The sequence below is a fragment of the Erythrobacter sp. genome (genome assembly GCF_024305245.1).
Lineage (GTDB): Bacteria > Pseudomonadota > Alphaproteobacteria > Sphingomonadales > Sphingomonadaceae > Erythrobacter.
Genome location: NZ_JAMWYX010000001.1, coordinates 340962 through 356833, shown reverse-complemented (window position 1 = coordinate 356833; position 15872 = coordinate 340962). Strand labels below are relative to the sequence as shown.

General features: G+C 62.3%; 15 protein-coding genes. 9 read left to right on the top strand and 6 right to left on the bottom strand.

Annotated features, from left to right (window positions below):
• Positions 1-28: 28 nt before the first annotated feature.
• Genes Q0L48_RS01775 through Q0L48_RS01765 form a run of 3 tightly spaced genes read left to right on the top strand, consistent with a single transcriptional unit; the run spans position 29 to position 2292 of the window.
• On the top strand, positions 29-1198 hold the full coding sequence (locus Q0L48_RS01775) for a bifunctional 2-C-methyl-D-erythritol 4-phosphate cytidylyltransferase/2-C-methyl-D-erythritol 2,4-cyclodiphosphate synthase (protein WP_296716508.1): 1170 nt from the start codon (positions 29-31) through the stop codon (positions 1196-1198).
• 14 nt (positions 1199-1212) lie between these two features.
• Positions 1213-1773 carry a hypothetical protein gene (locus tag Q0L48_RS01770; RefSeq protein ID WP_296716505.1) on the top strand — a complete coding sequence of 187 codons (561 nt, stop codon included), beginning with the start codon at positions 1213-1215 and terminating at the stop codon, positions 1771-1773.
• A gap of 6 nt (positions 1774-1779) precedes the next feature.
• Entirely contained in the window at positions 1780-2292 is a 513-nt protein-coding gene (locus Q0L48_RS01765; protein ID WP_296716503.1) for a CinA family protein, read from the top strand.
• Here the strand turns inward: Q0L48_RS01765 and Q0L48_RS01760 are convergent.
• Positions 2253-2714, bottom strand: a complete 462-nt coding sequence (locus tag Q0L48_RS01760; RefSeq protein WP_296716500.1) for a type II toxin-antitoxin system RatA family toxin — start codon at positions 2712-2714, stop codon at positions 2253-2255. The two genes, Q0L48_RS01765 and Q0L48_RS01760, sit on opposite strands and share 40 nt — an antisense overlap.
• Entirely contained in the window at positions 2714-3673 is a 960-nt protein-coding gene (gene lipA, locus Q0L48_RS01755; RefSeq protein ID WP_296716498.1) for a lipoyl synthase, read from the bottom strand. The genes Q0L48_RS01760 and lipA overlap by 1 nt, the downstream gene beginning before the upstream one ends.
• A 103-nt stretch (positions 3674-3776) precedes the next feature.
• Here lipA and Q0L48_RS01750 point away from each other — a divergent pair, with 103 nt between their 5' ends.
• A complete protein-coding gene (locus Q0L48_RS01750) occupies positions 3777-4490 on the top strand; it encodes an NYN domain-containing protein (protein ID WP_296716497.1) in 714 nt (237 codons plus the stop codon).
• Positions 4491-4568: 78 nt separating this feature from the next.
• Here Q0L48_RS01750 and Q0L48_RS01745 read toward each other — a convergent pair whose 3' ends face one another.
• Positions 4569-5960, bottom strand: a complete 1392-nt coding sequence (locus Q0L48_RS01745) for a hypothetical protein (RefSeq protein WP_296716494.1) — start codon at positions 5958-5960, stop codon at positions 4569-4571.
• A 261-nt stretch (positions 5961-6221) separates the two neighbouring features.
• On the opposite strand from Q0L48_RS01745, the gene gyrA reads away from it, so the two are divergent.
• A complete protein-coding gene (gene gyrA / locus Q0L48_RS01740) occupies positions 6222-9032 on the top strand; it encodes a DNA gyrase subunit A (protein ID WP_296716492.1) in 2811 nt (936 codons plus the stop codon).
• Here the strand turns inward: gyrA and Q0L48_RS01735 are convergent.
• Positions 9025-9690 carry a lysoplasmalogenase family protein gene (locus Q0L48_RS01735; protein ID WP_296716489.1) on the bottom strand — a complete coding sequence of 222 codons (666 nt, stop codon included), beginning with the start codon at positions 9688-9690 and terminating at the stop codon, positions 9025-9027. The genes gyrA and Q0L48_RS01735 overlap by 8 nt on opposite strands.
• A gap of 78 nt (positions 9691-9768) precedes the next feature.
• Between Q0L48_RS01735 and trmFO the strand changes: the two genes are divergently transcribed.
• Complete coding sequence (trmFO, locus tag Q0L48_RS01730; RefSeq protein WP_296716487.1) at positions 9769-11154, top strand: methylenetetrahydrofolate--tRNA-(uracil(54)-C(5))-methyltransferase (FADH(2)-oxidizing) TrmFO; 1386 nt, start codon at positions 9769-9771, stop codon at positions 11152-11154.
• Here trmFO and Q0L48_RS01725 read toward each other — a convergent pair whose 3' ends face one another.
• Both Q0L48_RS01725 and Q0L48_RS01720 read right to left on the bottom strand, forming a co-directional pair.
• The gene (locus Q0L48_RS01725) at positions 11155-11619 is read right to left on the bottom strand and encodes a hypothetical protein (RefSeq protein ID WP_296716485.1); all 465 of its coding nucleotides are present in this window, start codon (positions 11617-11619) and stop codon (positions 11155-11157) included.
• Positions 11620-11663: 44 nt separating this feature from the next.
• Positions 11664-12326 (bottom strand): squalene/phytoene synthase family protein, encoded by a 663-nt coding sequence (locus tag Q0L48_RS01720; RefSeq protein ID WP_367273988.1) that lies wholly within the window; start codon positions 12324-12326, stop codon positions 11664-11666.
• A gap of 156 nt (positions 12327-12482) precedes the next feature.
• On the opposite strand from Q0L48_RS01720, the gene Q0L48_RS01715 reads away from it, so the two are divergent.
• Genes Q0L48_RS01715 through Q0L48_RS01705 form a run of 3 tightly spaced genes read left to right on the top strand, consistent with a single transcriptional unit; the run spans position 12483 to position 15858 of the window.
• Complete coding sequence (locus tag Q0L48_RS01715; protein WP_296716480.1) at positions 12483-14513, top strand: VWA domain-containing protein; 2031 nt, start codon at positions 12483-12485, stop codon at positions 14511-14513.
• Positions 14510-15127 carry a TadE/TadG family type IV pilus assembly protein gene (locus tag Q0L48_RS01710; protein WP_296716478.1) on the top strand — a complete coding sequence of 206 codons (618 nt, stop codon included), beginning with the start codon at positions 14510-14512 and terminating at the stop codon, positions 15125-15127. The genes Q0L48_RS01715 and Q0L48_RS01710 overlap by 4 nt, the downstream gene beginning before the upstream one ends.
• Positions 15124-15858 carry a TadE/TadG family type IV pilus assembly protein gene (locus tag Q0L48_RS01705; protein WP_296716476.1) on the top strand — a complete coding sequence of 245 codons (735 nt, stop codon included), beginning with the start codon at positions 15124-15126 and terminating at the stop codon, positions 15856-15858. Before Q0L48_RS01710 ends, Q0L48_RS01705 begins: the two co-directional genes overlap by 4 nt.
• Positions 15859-15872 lie beyond the last annotated feature (14 nt).

Genomic DNA, 15872 nt, shown 5'->3' with positions numbered 1-15872 from the left:
TCCGTCCAGACCTTAAGCGAACGGCCTCATGGCGATCCCTCCTTCCCTTCCCCCATTTGCGGCCATTGTGGTGGCCGCGGGCAAAGGTCTGCGCGTCGGCGGCGATGTGCCCAAGCAGTTCCGGCATTGGCACGGCAAGGCATTGATCCGCCACTCGGTCGAAGCACTGCTCGAAGCCGGAGCGGCACCGCTGGTGGTGGTGATCGCACCCGATGGCGGAAGCGACGCCGAGGCGGCGCTCGGCGGGATAGCGGGCATTCGGTTTGTGGCCGGAGGCGAAACCCGTCAGGATTCGGTTCGCAACGGGCTTGAAGCGCTGGCCGAAGACGCGCCGGGATCGGTTCTGATCCACGATGCCGCCCGCCCCGATCTGCCGCTGGCTGTCACCACCCGCCTGTTGGCGGCGCTCGATCGGCATCCGGGCGCGATCCCCGTACTTCCGGTGGTGGACAGCCTCGCACTGGCTGGCGGTGACGGGGTGATGACCGGCAAGGCCGACCGCGAGGCGCTGCGCCGGGTGCAAACCCCCCAAGCGTTCCGCTTCGACGCCATTCTCGCAGCCCATCGCAGGTGGGACGGCGCGACCGTTGCGGGCGATGATGCGCAGGTGATGATGGCAAGCTCCGGTTCAGTTGCGCTGGTCGATGGTGACGAACGCCTCAGGAAAATCACCTTTGCGGAGGATTTCGTGGATACCGGCACACACCCTTCCACTTTGCCGGCATTCCGCGTCGGACAGGGGTTTGACGTCCACCGGCTCGAAGCTGGCGAGGAATTGTGGCTGTGCGGCGTGCAGGTTCCGCATGACAAGGGGCTGGCCGGTCATTCCGATGCCGACGTCGCGCTCCATGCGATTACAGATGCCGTGCTCGGTGCGATTGGCGAAGGCGATATCGGCACCCATTTCCCGCCCAGCGACCCGCAATGGCGCGGCGCACGATCGGGGCGCTTTCTCGAACACGCCGTCGGCCTTGCCCACCAGGCAGGCTATGCCATCGCCAATATCGATCTTACCCTGATCTGCGAAGCGCCGAAGATCGGCCCGCACCGCCCCGCCATGCGCGCCGAAGTCGCCCGTCTTACCGGCCTTGCCGAAAGCGCGGTTAGCATCAAGGCAACCACCACCGAACAACTGGGCTTCACCGGACGCGGCGAAGGGATTGCTGCTCAGGCCATTGTGGCACTGACCCTTGCGTGAGAGGATTACACGAGATGAACCGACATGTTCTTGCCCCTGCGATGGCTTTTGCCGCGCTGGTCTCTGCACAGGCCGCTCAGGCGCAGCAGCAGGCCTGCGTCGCGCCTGACGATCTCGGCGATACGGTGATCTATGCGATGCCGCTCGCCTATGACGCGGTCAGCACCCGATGCGCCTCGCAGTTCAAGGCGGATGGCTTCATGGCGCGCGGCGGGGACTCATTCATCGACGGCTTTCGCGCCCGCCAGAACATGGCCTGGCCCGGCGCGTTCCGGTTGCTCAAGACCTTCATGGCACAGGACAGCGCCGACAAGGGCGGAGCGGACGCCAATATGACGGCCATGATCGCCGCCCTGCCCGAAGAATCGCTGCGGCCATTCGTGGACGGGATGGTGGGCCAGATGATTGCGGAGGAAATCAAACCCGACTCCTGCGGCAAGATCGAGCGCGGGCTCGAACTGCTCAGCCCCCTGCCGACCGATAATGTCGCGGGTCTCATCGCCTTCGTTGCCGAACTTGCCGACATCAAGAACCCGCCGATCTGCGGCACCGCGCCCGCTTCGGCGAGGGAGTGACCGGTCATGCCCCTCTCTCTCCTGCCTGATGACATTGCCGCACTTGCTGCCCGAGTCGTGTCGGAAAACACGGCATCTGCGCGCAAGGTCGCAGTGGCTGAAAGTTGCACAGGCGGGTTGGTGGCGGCAGCGCTGACCGAAATCGCGGGATCATCCGCCGTGCTCGATCGCGGGTTCGTGACCTATTCGAACGAGGCGAAGATGGAGATGCTGGGGGTCGCCAGCGACATCATCGAGACCTTCGGCGCAGTCTCGATCGCGTGTGCCTGGGCCATGGCGAAGGGCGCGCTCGAGCGTTCGGGCGCCGATGTTGCGGTGGCGATCAGCGGGGTGGCCGGGCCGGGTGGCGGAACCTCGCTGAAGCCGGTCGGTACGGTGGTCTTCGCCCGCGTTGTCCGCGCTGCTGCGGGCGAGCCCGAGGGAGAGCTCAAGTTTTTCGAAGGAGGCGAAGGGCCGGATGGGCGCGCGGAAATCCGCCGTCAGGCAACGCTCTGCGCGCTCGAATTGCTGCTTCCGTAAAGCTGCTCTGCCCGTTTTTCGAAGGCTTCAACCATTTTGCGGAAGGCCTTATCGAAATATTGCCCGGCGATCCGTTCGAACAGCCGGTTTTTGAAGGTGAATTCGACCACGAAATCGATTTCGCAACTGGTCTCGTCAACCGGGCGGAACGTCCAGATGTTGTCGAGGTCGCTCAATGGCCCGTCGATATAATGGACATCGATCATTCGGGGCCGTTCCTTGGACACCCTCGAGGTGAAGCTTTCCCGCAAGGATTTGAAGCCCACCACCATGTCGGCGACCATTTCGGTCTCCGAATCGCTGCGCACACGAGTCGCGATCACCCACGGCAGGAATTCGCCATAGCGACCCACATCCGCCACCAGATCGAACATCTGCTGCGCGCTGTAGGGCAATCGCCGGGTTTCGCGGATGCCGGGCATCAGGTCTTGGCCCGCTCCCGTGCGGTCGCAAGCTTTTCCTCGCGCGCGGCGCGCATCACTGCGAAATCATCACCCGCATGGTAGCTTGACCGGGTCAGCGGGGTGGCCGCCACCTGAAGGAAGCCCTTGGCGCGGGCAATCGCGCCATAGGCATTGAACGCCTTGGGCGTAACAAATTCCTCGACCTTGGCGTGCTTCGGCGTGGGCTGGAGATACTGCCCCATCGTGATGAAATCGACTTCGGCGCTGCGCATGTCGTCCATCACCTGATGCACTTCGAGCCGCTGTTCGCCTAGCCCGAGCATAATGCCCGACTTGGTGAAAATCAGCGGATTGTGCGCCTTCACCTCTTCCAGCAACCGCAGCGAGGCATAATAGCGCGCGCCCGGACGGATGGTGGGATAAAGCCGCGGCACGGTTTCGAGGTTGTGGTTGTAGACATCCGGCCCTGCCTCGCAGATCATTTCCACCGCACGGCGCATCTTGCCCCGAAAATCGGGGGTAAGGATCTCGATCGTGGTGTTGGGCGTGTTGCGGCGCAGCGCCTCGATCACCTTGACGAACTGCATCGCGCCGCCATCGGGCAGATCGTCGCGGTCGACACTGGTGATGACGATGTGTTCCAGCCCCATCTTGGCCGCGGCGATGGCGGTGTTTTCCGGCTCCATCGGATCGACCGGGCGGGGCATCCCGGTCTTGACATTGCAGAACGCGCAGGCGCGGGTGCAGACATCGCCAAGGATCATCACCGTGGCGTGCTTTTTGGTCCAGCATTCACCGATGTTCGGACAGGCGGCTTCCTCGCAAACGGTGTTGAGGTTGAGTTCGCGCATCAACCGCCGGGTTTCGTGGTAACCCTCGCTCACCGGTGCGCGCACGCGAATCCAGTCGGGCTTGCGCTGACGCGCTGGGCGCTCGGCAGAAGGTTCGGGCTGCGGCGTGCTGGCAAGATCGTTCATAGCCTGCCATTTAGGAGCGCGTGGCCCTTCCCGCAAGCGCGGCGGAGTTCACCTTTTCGACAGCCGACTTGTCGATGAAGCAACTAGGCTTCATAGCGCGCCAATGTCCGAAATCACGCTCCAGAACATCGCCCTGCTGATCGATGCAGACAACACCTCGCCTCAGGCGATCGACCCCGTGCTGACGGTGATGGCCGAGCTGGGTCAGGTCAATATCCGCCGCGCCTATGGCAATTTCGCCAAGGACAACCTGTCGAAGTGGGACAAGATCACCAACAAGTTCGGGATCCGCCCCCAGCAGCAATTCGATATATCGAAGGGCAAGAATGCGACCGACATGGCGATGACCATCGATGCGATCGACCTGCTTTACCAAGGCAAGGTCGACGGCTTCGGGATCATGACATCAGACAGCGACTTCACACCGCTCGTCACCAGGCTGCGGCAGGACGGCATTCTCGTTTACGGATTTGGCGAGAAGAAGACGCCGGAAGCATTTCAGGCGGTCTGCACCCGGTTTCTCTACATCGACGAGTTGATCGCCACGTCCCGTGACGAACTGCCGGCCGCCAAGTCAGAGAGCACGCAAGATTTGCAGGACCTGCGCGAACTCATTCTCGCCGCCTACCGGGAAGCGAAGCGCGACGAAGAAGGCTTCGCGCGCATTCAACAAGTCGGGCAGATCGCCGGAAACCGCTCCAGCTTCGATGTGCGCAATTATGGCTTCAAGAGCCTGTCGGAGATGTTCGCCTCACTTGAAAACTTCAAGGTCGAGCGGCGGGCTGACAATCAGATCTGGGTGAAGCGCTTGCGCTGACGCTGGGAGCCCAAACGAAAAGAGGCGGCAGACCCACGCCTGCCGCCTCCTTCGATTAATCCTGCGAGACTATCCGGTTCAGATCGCCGCTGCGGTTGCGCCGCCGGCCTGCTGCGCCGCATAGGCCGACCACAGCTTCGCAAGCGGGGCGCGTGCCCCGCCCACCTTGCCGAATGTCTCCTGCGCCGCAGCGTAGTCTCCCAGACCGATCTGGGCGATCCCGAGGCGGGTCAAAGCAGTGTCGCGATCGACCCCGGCCATGCCGAGGCTCTTTTCATAGAAGGTCGCGGCCTTGGCATAGTCGCCGTAGCTCAGGAATGCATCGCCCGCTGCAAACACCGTGCGCAACCCGGCCGAAGCCGCGCTTGCATCGCGTTCCAGTGACGGAAGGTCAGCCCGGTCGGCCGCAATCCGGCTGTTGGCGGTGCTCAACGAATCCGCGACGTAGATGTCATCCTTGCTCAAGGTGCCCTTGGCATAGGCCTGATCGATCAGATCCTTGACTTCCTTGGGCAGGCGCCGGGGATCGGCAGATTCGATGTAATAGATGTAATCCTGCTTGTCGTTCAGAACCCCTGTGCGGTTCGCAAGGCGGAACAGATCGAGGACTTCGGCCCCTTCATAATTATTCAGATTACGGGTCAGGTTGATCGCATCGCGCCAGTTTTCTTCCGACGGATAATCGCCGACCCAGTCGACCACGATGTCGTAAATCTGCGGCACGACCTTGTTGTTATAGGCAACCGTGATTCCGCGGCGATACCACTGCGCATCGACCGGCTGGCCCTGTGCCTTGCGTGCGGCGATGGCCTTGTCGAGATACGCCAGCCCCTCGGCGAACTCTCCCGATGAAAAATAGCTTTCGGCCATCGTGATTTCCAGATCGGCGGCGGACACCGTCTCGGTCGTGAAATTGCCGTCGATCGCCCGCTGCAGATAGGTGCGCGCTTTGGAATAATCCTCCATCGCGTTGGCCAGCTGGTAGGCGTTGAAATTGTAGCGTCCGACCTGATCAGCCGGAAGCTTCCCGCTCGACAGCAGCAGTTCCATGCCCTGCAACTGGAGCGACTTGTCCTGCATCTTGGCGCCGGCATTGTAGACCAGACCGCCAACAGCCTGCTTCTCGTCCGGCGAGACAGAAGACTGGACGAGAGACTGCAACTGCGGGCGCAGCGCGCTGACATCGGTTCCTTCCGCAGCGATCGCTTCGTTAAGAGGCTGATAGGCTTCGATGAATTCCTTCGAGAATTCCGTCTTCGGTTCTTCCTTGTCCTTCTTCTTGTTGCGCTTTTGCGCATGTGCCGGATCGGCAAAGCCGGGCGCAGCCAGAATCGCGGTGCCGCCGGCCAGGGCGATCGCAAGCGCCAGCTGGCGCATCAGGCCGCGGTTACCGCGATGGTTCGAAGAAAGGTTGGTCAATTCATCCTCCAGATAATTATCTGTCCGGGCGGCACGCGCGACCGGACGCATTATGCATTTTGCAGCCTTTGAACGGCTCGCGAGCAATTTGCAATTCTTGGTAGGCCAAGCGTGCTGAACGGCTTTTGAATGGTGACCCAGTGCAGCGTTCATCCTTTGTGAAATGTGGAAAAAGCCGCTCCGTTCCCGCTGTGTTCGGCTGTGGAGGTGGCGAAACTGCTGGGTCAGGCCTACATAGGTTGCGTTCCGGCCCTTCATGGCCGCCGCCCCGCCCGCGGGGCCCGATAAACACTAGCAGAAACGGCCCGAGCCTTGAGCGACGACAGCGACATTCTCGATTCCCCTGCGCCATCGCCGATGGGCGGTTTTGAACGCATCGACATCGTCGACGAAATGAAGTCGAGCTATCTCGACTACGCGATGAGCGTGATCGTCAGCCGTGCGCTGCCGGATGTGCGCGACGGGCTGAAGCCGGTGCACCGCCGCATCCTGTTCGCCAGTCAGGAAGGCGGCTTCGTTGCCGGGCGGCCATACCGCAAGAGCGCGAAGATCGTCGGCGACGTGATGGGCAACTATCACCCGCACGGCGACAGCGCGATCTACGATGCGCTCGCGCGGATGACGCAGCCGTGGTCGATGCGTGTTCCGCTGATCGATGGTCAGGGCAACTTCGGGTCGATGGACCCCGATCCGCCAGCGTCGATGCGCTACACCGAAGCGCGGCTCGCGCGGGTCACCAACAGCCTGCTCGACGATCTCGACAAGGATACGGTCGATTTCACCGACAACTATGACGGCAGTCGCAAGGAGCCGACGGTTCTGCCTGCGCGTTTCCCCAACCTGCTGGTCAACGGCGCGGGCGGGATCGCGGTCGGGATGGCGACCAATATTCCGCCGCACAATCTGGGCGAGGTGATCGATGCCTGCTTTGCCTATATGGACAATCCGGCGATCACTTCGGAAGAACTGATCGAATATATCCCCGGCCCCGATTTCCCCACTGCCCCGCTGATCCTCGGCACGCACGGTGCGCGGCAGGCCTATACCACCGGGCGCGGTTCGATCCTGATGCGGTGCCGCCACGAAATCGAATCCACTCGCGGCGCGAAGAGCGAAGGCCGCGAAAGCATCGTTTTCACTTCGATCCCCTATCAGGTCGGCAAGTCGAACCTGGTGGAGAAAATCGCCGAAGCCGCCAAGGAAAAGCGGATCGAGGGTATTTCCGACATCCGCGACGAATCCTCGCGCGAAGGTGTGCGGGTCGTGATCGATCTAAAGCGCGATGCCACGCCCGAAGTCGTGCTCAACCAGATTTGGCGGCACACTCCGGCGCAATCCTCCTTCCCCGCCAACATGCTGGCGATCCGCGGCGGGCGACCGGAAACGCTGCGGCTGAACGAATTCATCCAGGCCTTCATCAGCTTCCGCGAGGAAGTGATCACGCGCCGCACCAAGTTCGAACTCGCCAAGGCGCGGGAACGGGCTCACATGTTGCTGGGGCTGGTGGTCGCGGTTTCGAACCTCGATGAAGTCGTGGCGATGATCCGCACCGCGCCCAATCCTGCCGAGGCGCGCGCGCGCCTGCTGGCGAAGGAATGGCCGATCGGCGACATCGCGCAATATATCCGTCTAATCGAAGCGATCGAGCCATCCGCCGACGAAAGCGGCGGCACCTATCGCCTGTCCGAACGGCAGGTGAAGGCGATCCTCGATCTGCGCCTCCACCGCCTCACCGCGCTGGGCCGTGACGAAATCGGCGAAGAGCTGAAAGGTCTGGCGCTGTCGATCGAGGAATTCCTCTCGATCCTTGCCGACCGCGTGAAGCTGTACGGCGTGATGCGGACGGAACTGGAAGAAATCCGCACCAATTATGCCACTCCGCGTCTGTCCGAAATCGCGCCCGCATGGGATGGTCTGGAAGACGAAGACCTGATCGAGCGCGAGGAGATGGTCATCACCGTCACGCATGACGGCTATATCAAGCGTACCGCGCTCAACACCTTCCGTGCGCAGGCACGAGGGGGCAAGGGCCGCAGCGGCATGGCGACCAAGGATGAAGACGCCATTGTCGAGCTGTTCGTCACCAGCACGCACAACCCGGTCCTGTTCTTCACCAATAGCGGGCGTGTCTACCGCATGAAGGTGTGGAAGCTGCCCGAAGGCGGGCCGCAGACTAAAGGCCGCCCGATGGTCAACCTGCTGCCGCTCGGCGCGGAGGAGCGCGTCACCAACGTCCTGCCGCTGCCCGAGGATGAAGGCACCTGGGCGAACCTCAACATCGTGTTCGCCACCGAACAGGGCATGGTGCGCCGCAATTCGATGGACGCCTTCACCAACGTCCCGACCGCCGGCAAATACGCGATGGGCTTTGTCGAAGGATCAGGCGACCGCTTGATCGGGGTGCAGTTGCTCACCGAAGAACAGCAGATCTTCCTTGCCAGCGATGCAGGCAAGGCGATCCGGTTCTCTGCCACCGATGCGCGCGAAACTAAGAGCCGCACCGGCATCGGCGTGCGCGGCATGGCGCTGAAGGGCGGCGCGAAGGTCGTCAGCATGGCGGTGCTCGATCCGCTCACCGTGGATATGGAAACACGCGAAGCCTATCTGCGTGCCGCTGCATGGAAGAACAATGATGCGGTCCCTGCCCTACCCGCCGACAGGCAGGCGGAGATGGCGGAAGGCGAGGAGTTCATCCTCACCATCACCGCCAATGGATATGGCAAGATTTCCTCCGCCTATGAATACCGCACCACATCACGCGGCGGTCAGGGCATCACCAACATCGGCACGCCCGAAAGCAATCCGGAACGCAACGGCCCGGTCGTCGCCAGCTTCCCGGTGCGCCATGGATCGCAACTGATGCTGGTGACCGATCAAGCCAAGCTGATCCGGCTGGGGATCGATTTCCGCCACCTCGTCGAAGGCGGGTTCGAACTGCACAAGGGCTTCTCGATCTACGGACGTAGCTCGTCCGGCCTCAAGATCTTCGACGTTGCCAAGGGCGAACATATCGTCGGGGCTGCGCTGATCGACGACAATGAAGAGCCGGAAAACCCGGCCGAAGAAGCCGTCGCCGCCGAAATCGCGAGCGATGCCGGTGCAGGAGAGCCGTCCGTCACCTGACGGGCTGCTCTCCGCGCAGGCATTGCACAATGCCGGTCGCGATCATCAACTGCCCGGCGAAATAGAGCGGCCAGATCAGCAGATCGGGCAGCACGCCGAAGTCGTAACTGCCGAACCGCGCAAAGATCAGCCAGTCGCTGACGACGAACAGAACCGCGCCAGTGCCCACCCGGTAGCGCGGAAAGCGGCTCATCCACGCGGCAGCCGCCATTGCGCCGAGGAAACTGGCATAGATCGCAACGTCGGCTCGTTCGCTGACAAGGTAGCTGATGAGCGGCGTACCGATCAGCAGCGCGAGAGCCAGCATCCGTTGGCTTGGCGACGGGCGCTGGCGCCTGTTTCGAAGATAAAGCGCCACTGCAAAACAATGCGCCGCAGCGAACAAGGCGCCGCCCACGGAAAAATAGAGTTCGATCGCCACATCGCCCGCAGCCGCCAGCGCCAGAGCCACCACCAGCAGAATGCCGTCGGTCCAGCGCCGGTCACGCGGCACCCGCAGCCATGCATAGGCCGCCAGCAGGCCGACCGATAACCCCTTGGCCAGCAACCCCCACGTCCCCTCGCCAACCGGATTGTCGCGCAGAAAATAGAAAGCGGTTGCCGCAACGACACTCAGCAGCAGCCATGGCCGTTGTTCGATCAGCGCCTGTTTTGCCATCCCTGTCTGCGTCCCTTTGCCCGATACCGCCCGCCAAGGGGCTTGCCGCGGCGCTATCACGCAATTACCTGCCCTGCCATGACTGCATCAGCGACTATTCACGATGTTCACATCATCGGCGGCGGCCTTGCCGGGAGTGAGGCTGCCTGGCAGCTCGCCCGGCGGGGGGTGAAGGTGCGCCTTTCGGAGATGCGTGGAAGCGGCGAGATGACCCCGGCGCACCAGACCGATGGGCTGGCAGAACTGGTGTGCTCCAATTCCTTCCGCTCGGACGATGACACCAAGAACGCGGTCGGCCTGCTGCACCACGAAATGCGCGCGCTCGACAGCCTGGTGATGCGTGCAGGCGAAGTGGCGCAGGTGCCGGCGGGTAGCGCGATGGCAGTGGACCGTGATGTTTTCTCTGCCGAAGTCGAAAAGGCGCTGAGCCAGCATCCCAATGTCACCATCGTGCGCGAGCGGGTGGATACCCTCCCCGCTGCCGGGCTCACCATCGTCGCCACCGGCCCGCTGACGGCGGAGGCTTTGGCGGGCAGCATCGTGAAGGCCACCGGAGCCGAGCGGCTGGCGTTTTTCGATGCGATCGCGCCGATCATCCATCACGACAGCATCGACATGAGCAAATGCTGGATCCAGTCGCGCTGGAACAAGCGCACCGATGCGTCGAACCAAGGCGGCGATTACATCAACTGCCCGATGAACGAGGAGCAATACCGCGCCTTTCACCGAGGGTTGATGGAAGGCGAGAAGACCGAGTTCAAGCAGTGGGAAAAGGACACCCCCTACTTCAATGGCTGCATGCCGATCGAGGTGATGGCGGAACGCGGGGTGGAAACGCTGCGCTATGGCCCGATGAAGGGCGTGGGGCTCGATAACCCGTTCGATACGACGCCGGAATTTCCGCAGGGCCGCTGGCCCTATGCCGTGGTGCAGCTGCGGCAGGACAACAAGCTGGGCACGCTGTGGAACATGGTCGGTTTCCAGACCAAGCTGAAATATGCCGCGCAGATTGATCTGTTCCGCACCATTCCGGGGCTGAAAAATGCCGAATTCGCGCGTCTGGGCGGGCTCCACCGCAACACCTTCCTCAATTCTCCGGAGGTGCTCGACCGCCAATTGCGGCTGAAGGCCGCGCCGCATATCCGGTTCGCCGGGCAGGTCACAGGCTGCGAGGGCTATGTTGAAAGCGCCGCTATCGGGCTGGTGGCCGGGATGATGGCCGCCGCCGAACTGGCAGGACACGATTGGCAGCCCTTGCCCGCCACCACAGCGCTGGGCGCGCTGCTGAGCCACATCACCGGCGATGCCGAGGCCGAGACGTTTCAGCCGATGAACGTCAATTTCGGCCTGTTCCCGCCGCTCCACGACGTCGGCAAGAAGGTGCGCAAGGAAGCCTATACCGACCGTGCAAAGGCCGATCTGGCGCGCTGGATCAGCGAAGCGCGTGAGGCCGTGCCCGCCTGATCAGCATTTGCAGGCGGGCTTCTTCGCCGCCGGTTTGGGCGCGGTGGTGGCGAATTCACGCGGGGTCAGGCGGCCATCGCCATCGGCGTCGGCCGACCCGAAGCGATCGACCGTGGTCACCGCCCATTCCTCGAATGTCAGCAGATTATTGCCGTCCACATCGAGCTTGCGGAACCCGTCGGTGCGGGTCGAAAGCATTTCGTTGCGGGTGATCAGGCGGTCGCGGTTGCGATCATAGCGGAAGAAGCGCTGCTCCTCGCGGGTGAGCGGGCTGACTTCGGGCGGAGTCGGGCCTTCCATATCCCCCGGATCGGTCAGCGGCAGGTCTTCGGGATCGGGTGCGGGCGCTTCAGGCAAAGGCGGTGGCGGCGCGCTCTGGTCGATTGCCGCGCGGCCTTGCCACCAGAACATGCCGATCCCGGCCAACGCGAGCCCCGCAAAAACGCCCAATACTGCCTGCCGCAAAGGTCTGCCCCATCTTGCCGTCCACGACAGGTAAATATACGTAATCAGGTCAGAAAGATAGCCGCTCTCAACGCGGTCAGCGCTGCGCCGCGTCCGGCCATCAACGGTGCGCCATCATTGCGAAGCGCCCGCCGTGCCAGCCCTTCCAGCACGGCAAGGCCGCGCAGATCGCCGGGAAGCCGGCCTCGTGCAGTGCTGCAGACTGTTGCCGCTTCGAGGAACAGCGCGCGTTCCTCGGGATCGGACACGCCCACCGCGACATCGACCAGTGCCCAGCACCGCGCCGCCTGCTCGGCGCGCTGGCTGCCTGCTGCGCTGTCGCCCTGCCCGGCAAAGCTGACGAAAGGAGCCGCGCGGCCGCCTGCAAAGGCGTTCACATCGTCCGGCCCAAGCCGATTTTCGCCGATCAGGATCTCCCACCCATCGACCATCGCGATCAGCGACTCCTCGCGGCTCGGCCACAGGGCACCGATCTGATCGAGCACCACATCACCGCGCGGCCGCTGCGCAGGAGACTGCTTCAGCACATCGCGCCACCAGGCGAGCCGCATCTGGCCAAGCATCGGCTCGGTGGTTCGCGACACGATTTTTGCCAATCGGCGATCGAGCTGAAGCAATATGCTGAATGCTGCGCGAACCTTTGGCGGGCTCCAGGCCACAGCCAGCTCGGCTTCGGGGGGAAGAATATCGGCAGATTCGGTGTTCATGGCAGGTAGAGCGGGTAAACGGCTTCGCTCACAAATGACAATATAAGTGTGCCGCGGTGACACGGACGCAAGGTTTGAAACCCGTGGAACAGCATTAGGAATGAATTAACCACGCTCCTTCGCAATCCGCTTACCAGACCCTTTTAAAGCAAACGGATGCATCTGGAATTCTCCTTGGATGAGGGGAATGGTCAGGGGAAGGACGCGCATCCGATGGTACGAGAAAATCACGAGCGGGAGTCGTTTATGCGGTCGCTGTTGCACGACAGGACTGCAAACACGATCGTAATTTCCGCTGCCGCAATGCTCCCGCTTCTGGCGATGATTGGCGGGGGCGTCGATGCCAGTCGCTATTACATGGCGGCAGCGCGGATGCAGGCCGCCTGCGATGCCGGCGCTCTGGCCGCGCGACGCGCGATGATCACGGACGAATTCACCACCGAGCACCGGGACACGGGGCTCAACTTCTATGATCAGAACTTCTCGCAAGGCATGTTCGGCATTACCGGCGACACGCGCACCTACACCAGCGATGGCGACGGCGTGGTCACGGGCACAGCCAGCGGGACGCTGCCCACCAGCATCATGGGTGCGTTCGGTTTCGAATCCTTCAGTCTCGCTGTCAGCTGCACAGCCGAAATCAACATCTCGAACAGCGACATCATGTTCGTGCTCGACGTCACCGGGTCGATGGCCAGCTGCCCCGATGGCTCCAACTGCGGTTCAGGGCCGGGCTCCAAGATCGTCGCGCTGCGCGAAGCGGTGATGAACTTCTACGACACGGTCGAAGACGCGACCTCGGACAGTGCACAGATCCGCTACGGGATCGTGCCCTATTCGCAACAGGCCAATGTCGGCTTCTCCCTACCGCAGGAACACATGGCCGCCAGCCACACCTATCAATCCCGCGTCGCACGCTTCCGCGAAAATTTCATCCCCGGAAATGATGTCGAGATCGGCGACGAGCTGGTCCAGTCCGACCAGTGGGAATGGCTGCCCCGCTCATTGTCAAACTTTGGCACGTCTAGCACGAGCAATTATCGCTTCCGCACCAGCGGCGACTCTGCACGTAGCCAAGCACAGGATTTCTGCTGGAACACCCTGCCCGGCACCTACACGGTCGATGGCTGGACGTGGGAAGTGTTCTCGGGCACGCAATATTATGAGGGCGTCTGGAGTGGCGGCGGTTCGAACAACCGTGGCGGTTGCGCTGGAAGAGTTCGCAAATCCAAGATTGCGACTGCGGACGATGTCATCGAGGATCGCGTCGAGGTCGTATGGCAGGACTATGTTTATTGCCCGGTCGACACCGACGATACCACGCCCTGCGATGTAGACAATCCGGCCGACAGCCCGGCCGGTTGGGAATCCGTCGATCTCAGCACGCTTTACACGAACAACACGATTGAGTTGCCCACCGGCGATCAGGGTGCAATGCAGACGCACACTTGGGACGGCTGCGTCGAAGAACCATCAACGGTTCTCGCCGACAGCTACAGCCCGATCCCTGCCGCTGCGCACGACCTCAACATCAATCTTGTTCCGACGACCGAGGAGCAAAGATGGAAGCCGGCGCTTCGCAATGCAATTTGGGAGCGCACAGACGGCGGTGGCCGGACAACGAACTGGCTCTACCAGACCTGGAACGAAAGCAAGCCCGGCTATACCTGCCCGCGTGAGGCTTTCCGGCTGACCGAGATTCCCCGGTCCGGCCTGCAGGCTTACGTCGACAGTCTCAACGCCAGCGGCAACACCTATCACGATATCGGTATGCTGTGGGGCGCCCGCTTCATCTCGCCGAACGGGCTGTTCGCAGCGGAAAACAACTCGGCGCCGAACGGCGACGCGATTTCCCGCCATATCGTTTTCATGACGGACGGCGCGCAGGTGAACAATATCGAGAACTATTCGAACCACGGCGTCGAGTGGTGGGATCGGCGGATTACCGGAGACGGGAACTCGGGGCGTGAATTCAACCGCCGTGCAGCACGTCTGCAGGCCATCTGCCGGGCCGCCCGTCAGGAGAACATCACCGTCTGGGTGGTCGCCTTCGGCACGACGCTGACCCAGAACCTGATCGACTGCGCCTCCCCGGGCCGAGCGTTCCAGGCGAACGACTCCGAGACACTCACTGCACGTTTCCAGGAAATCGCCCAGAAGATCGCTGCCTTGAGGCTCACGTCATGATCGGCTCTACCGCAATCAGCGTCCGCACCCTGCTGCACCGTCTCTCCGGCGACCGGCAGGGTGCGACCCTCACCGAATTCGGCTTTGTCGCACCGGTGCTGTGTCTGCTAATCATGGGCATTTTCGACATGGCGCACACCCAGTACACCACCTCGCTCATCAACGGGGCGATGCAGAAGGCAGGGCGTGATCTGACGCTGGAGACGGCGGGTAGTCGCCAGGCAGATATCGACGCGGCGGTGAAAGCCGAAGTCCTGCTTGTGACACCGACCACCGCCACCGTGACGTTCGAGAAGCTCTCGCACTTCGACTTCACCGACATCGGGGAAGCCGAGGAATTCGCCGACGATAATGCCGACGGTATCTGCAACGCCGGTGAGATCTTCGTGGATTCGAACGGCAATAGCCAATGGGACGCGAACCGGGGTCGTCAGGGGATCGGGGGCGCCCGCGATGCGGTGCTCTACACTGCTGTCGTCAGCTATCCCCGACTGTTTCCGATGTTCGGCCTTGCCGGCATGTCCGAAACCGTGACCCTGCGCGCATCGACCGTGCTGCGTAACCAGCCATATGATGAGCAGGATCAATCAGCCCAAACGGGAAATTGCCCATGATCGCCGCCCCGCTAAACACCCTCGCAAAAATCGCCGGATCGGCATCGGCCCTGTGCAACCGGGTGCGACGCCTGCCGCAAAGACTGGCGCGGGATCGTTCGGGCGTTGCGTTCGTGGAATTCGCTTTCACCGCGCCGATCGTCCTGTCGATGGGCATGCTCGGGACCGAGACCGCCTATTACGTCATCACGCACATGCAGGTGAGCCAGCTTGCAATGCAGGTGGCGGACAACGTTTCGCGTGTCGGCGAACAGGATGTGCTGGTTGCCCGGCGTGTGTTCGAATCCGATATCAACGCGTCGCTCGTCGGTGCCGAAAAGCTCGGGGAAACCTTTCAGATCTTCGAGCGCGGGCGCGTCATCATTTCCAGTCTCCAGCGTAACGCCGACGACGGGCAATGGATTGCATGGCAACGTTGTCGCGGTGCGAGGGTTCACAATTCGAGGTACGGTAATCAGGGCGACGGTGCCACGGGCACGGCTTTCCAGGGCATGGGCAAACCCGGCCAACTTATCACCGCCGCTAACGGCACGGCGGTGATCTTCATCGAGATTTCCTACGAGTACGATTCGCTCACGCCCTTCACCGTCTATGATGGGCAGGAAATCACTTATACGGCCGCATTCAACGTCCGCGATAACCGCAATCTGGCGGGGTTGTTCCAGCGCGATCCCAACGATCCCGATCCGGTGGCAAGCTGCAATGTCTATTCGGCGGACCGCCCGGTCTGATCGGACCGGGGCGG

Excerpts from the sequence above, each read along its gene's own strand:
- Q0L48_RS01715 (WP_296716480.1), top strand. The coding sequence starts at position 12,483 with ATGCATCTGGAATTCTCCTTGGATGAGGGGAATGGTCAGGGGAAGGAC.
- Q0L48_RS01750 (WP_296716497.1), top strand. The coding sequence starts at position 3,777 with ATGTCCGAAATCACGCTCCAGAACATCGCCCTGCTGATCGATGCAGAC.
- Q0L48_RS01735 (WP_296716489.1), bottom strand. The coding sequence starts at position 9,690 with ATGGCAAAACAGGCGCTGATCGAACAACGGCCATGGCTGCTGCTGAGT.
- lipA (WP_296716498.1), bottom strand. The coding sequence starts at position 3,673 with ATGAACGATCTTGCCAGCACGCCGCAGCCCGAACCTTCTGCCGAGCGC.
- Q0L48_RS01745 (WP_296716494.1), bottom strand. The coding sequence starts at position 5,960 with ATGCGTCCGGTCGCGCGTGCCGCCCGGACAGATAATTATCTGGAGGAT.
- Q0L48_RS01710 (WP_296716478.1), top strand. The coding sequence starts at position 14,510 with ATGATCGGCTCTACCGCAATCAGCGTCCGCACCCTGCTGCACCGTCTC.
- Q0L48_RS01705 (WP_296716476.1), top strand. The coding sequence starts at position 15,124 with ATGATCGCCGCCCCGCTAAACACCCTCGCAAAAATCGCCGGATCGGCA.
- trmFO (WP_296716487.1), top strand. The coding sequence starts at position 9,769 with ATGACTGCATCAGCGACTATTCACGATGTTCACATCATCGGCGGCGGC.
- Q0L48_RS01760 (WP_296716500.1), bottom strand. The coding sequence starts at position 2,714 with ATGCCCGGCATCCGCGAAACCCGGCGATTGCCCTACAGCGCGCAGCAG.
- Q0L48_RS01720 (WP_367273988.1), bottom strand. The coding sequence starts at position 12,326 with ATGAACACCGAATCTGCCGATATTCTTCCCCCCGAAGCCGAGCTGGCT.
- Q0L48_RS01775 (WP_296716508.1), top strand. The coding sequence starts at position 29 with ATGGCGATCCCTCCTTCCCTTCCCCCATTTGCGGCCATTGTGGTGGCC.
- Q0L48_RS01770 (WP_296716505.1), top strand. The coding sequence starts at position 1,213 with ATGAACCGACATGTTCTTGCCCCTGCGATGGCTTTTGCCGCGCTGGTC.
- Q0L48_RS01765 (WP_296716503.1), top strand. The coding sequence starts at position 1,780 with ATGCCCCTCTCTCTCCTGCCTGATGACATTGCCGCACTTGCTGCCCGA.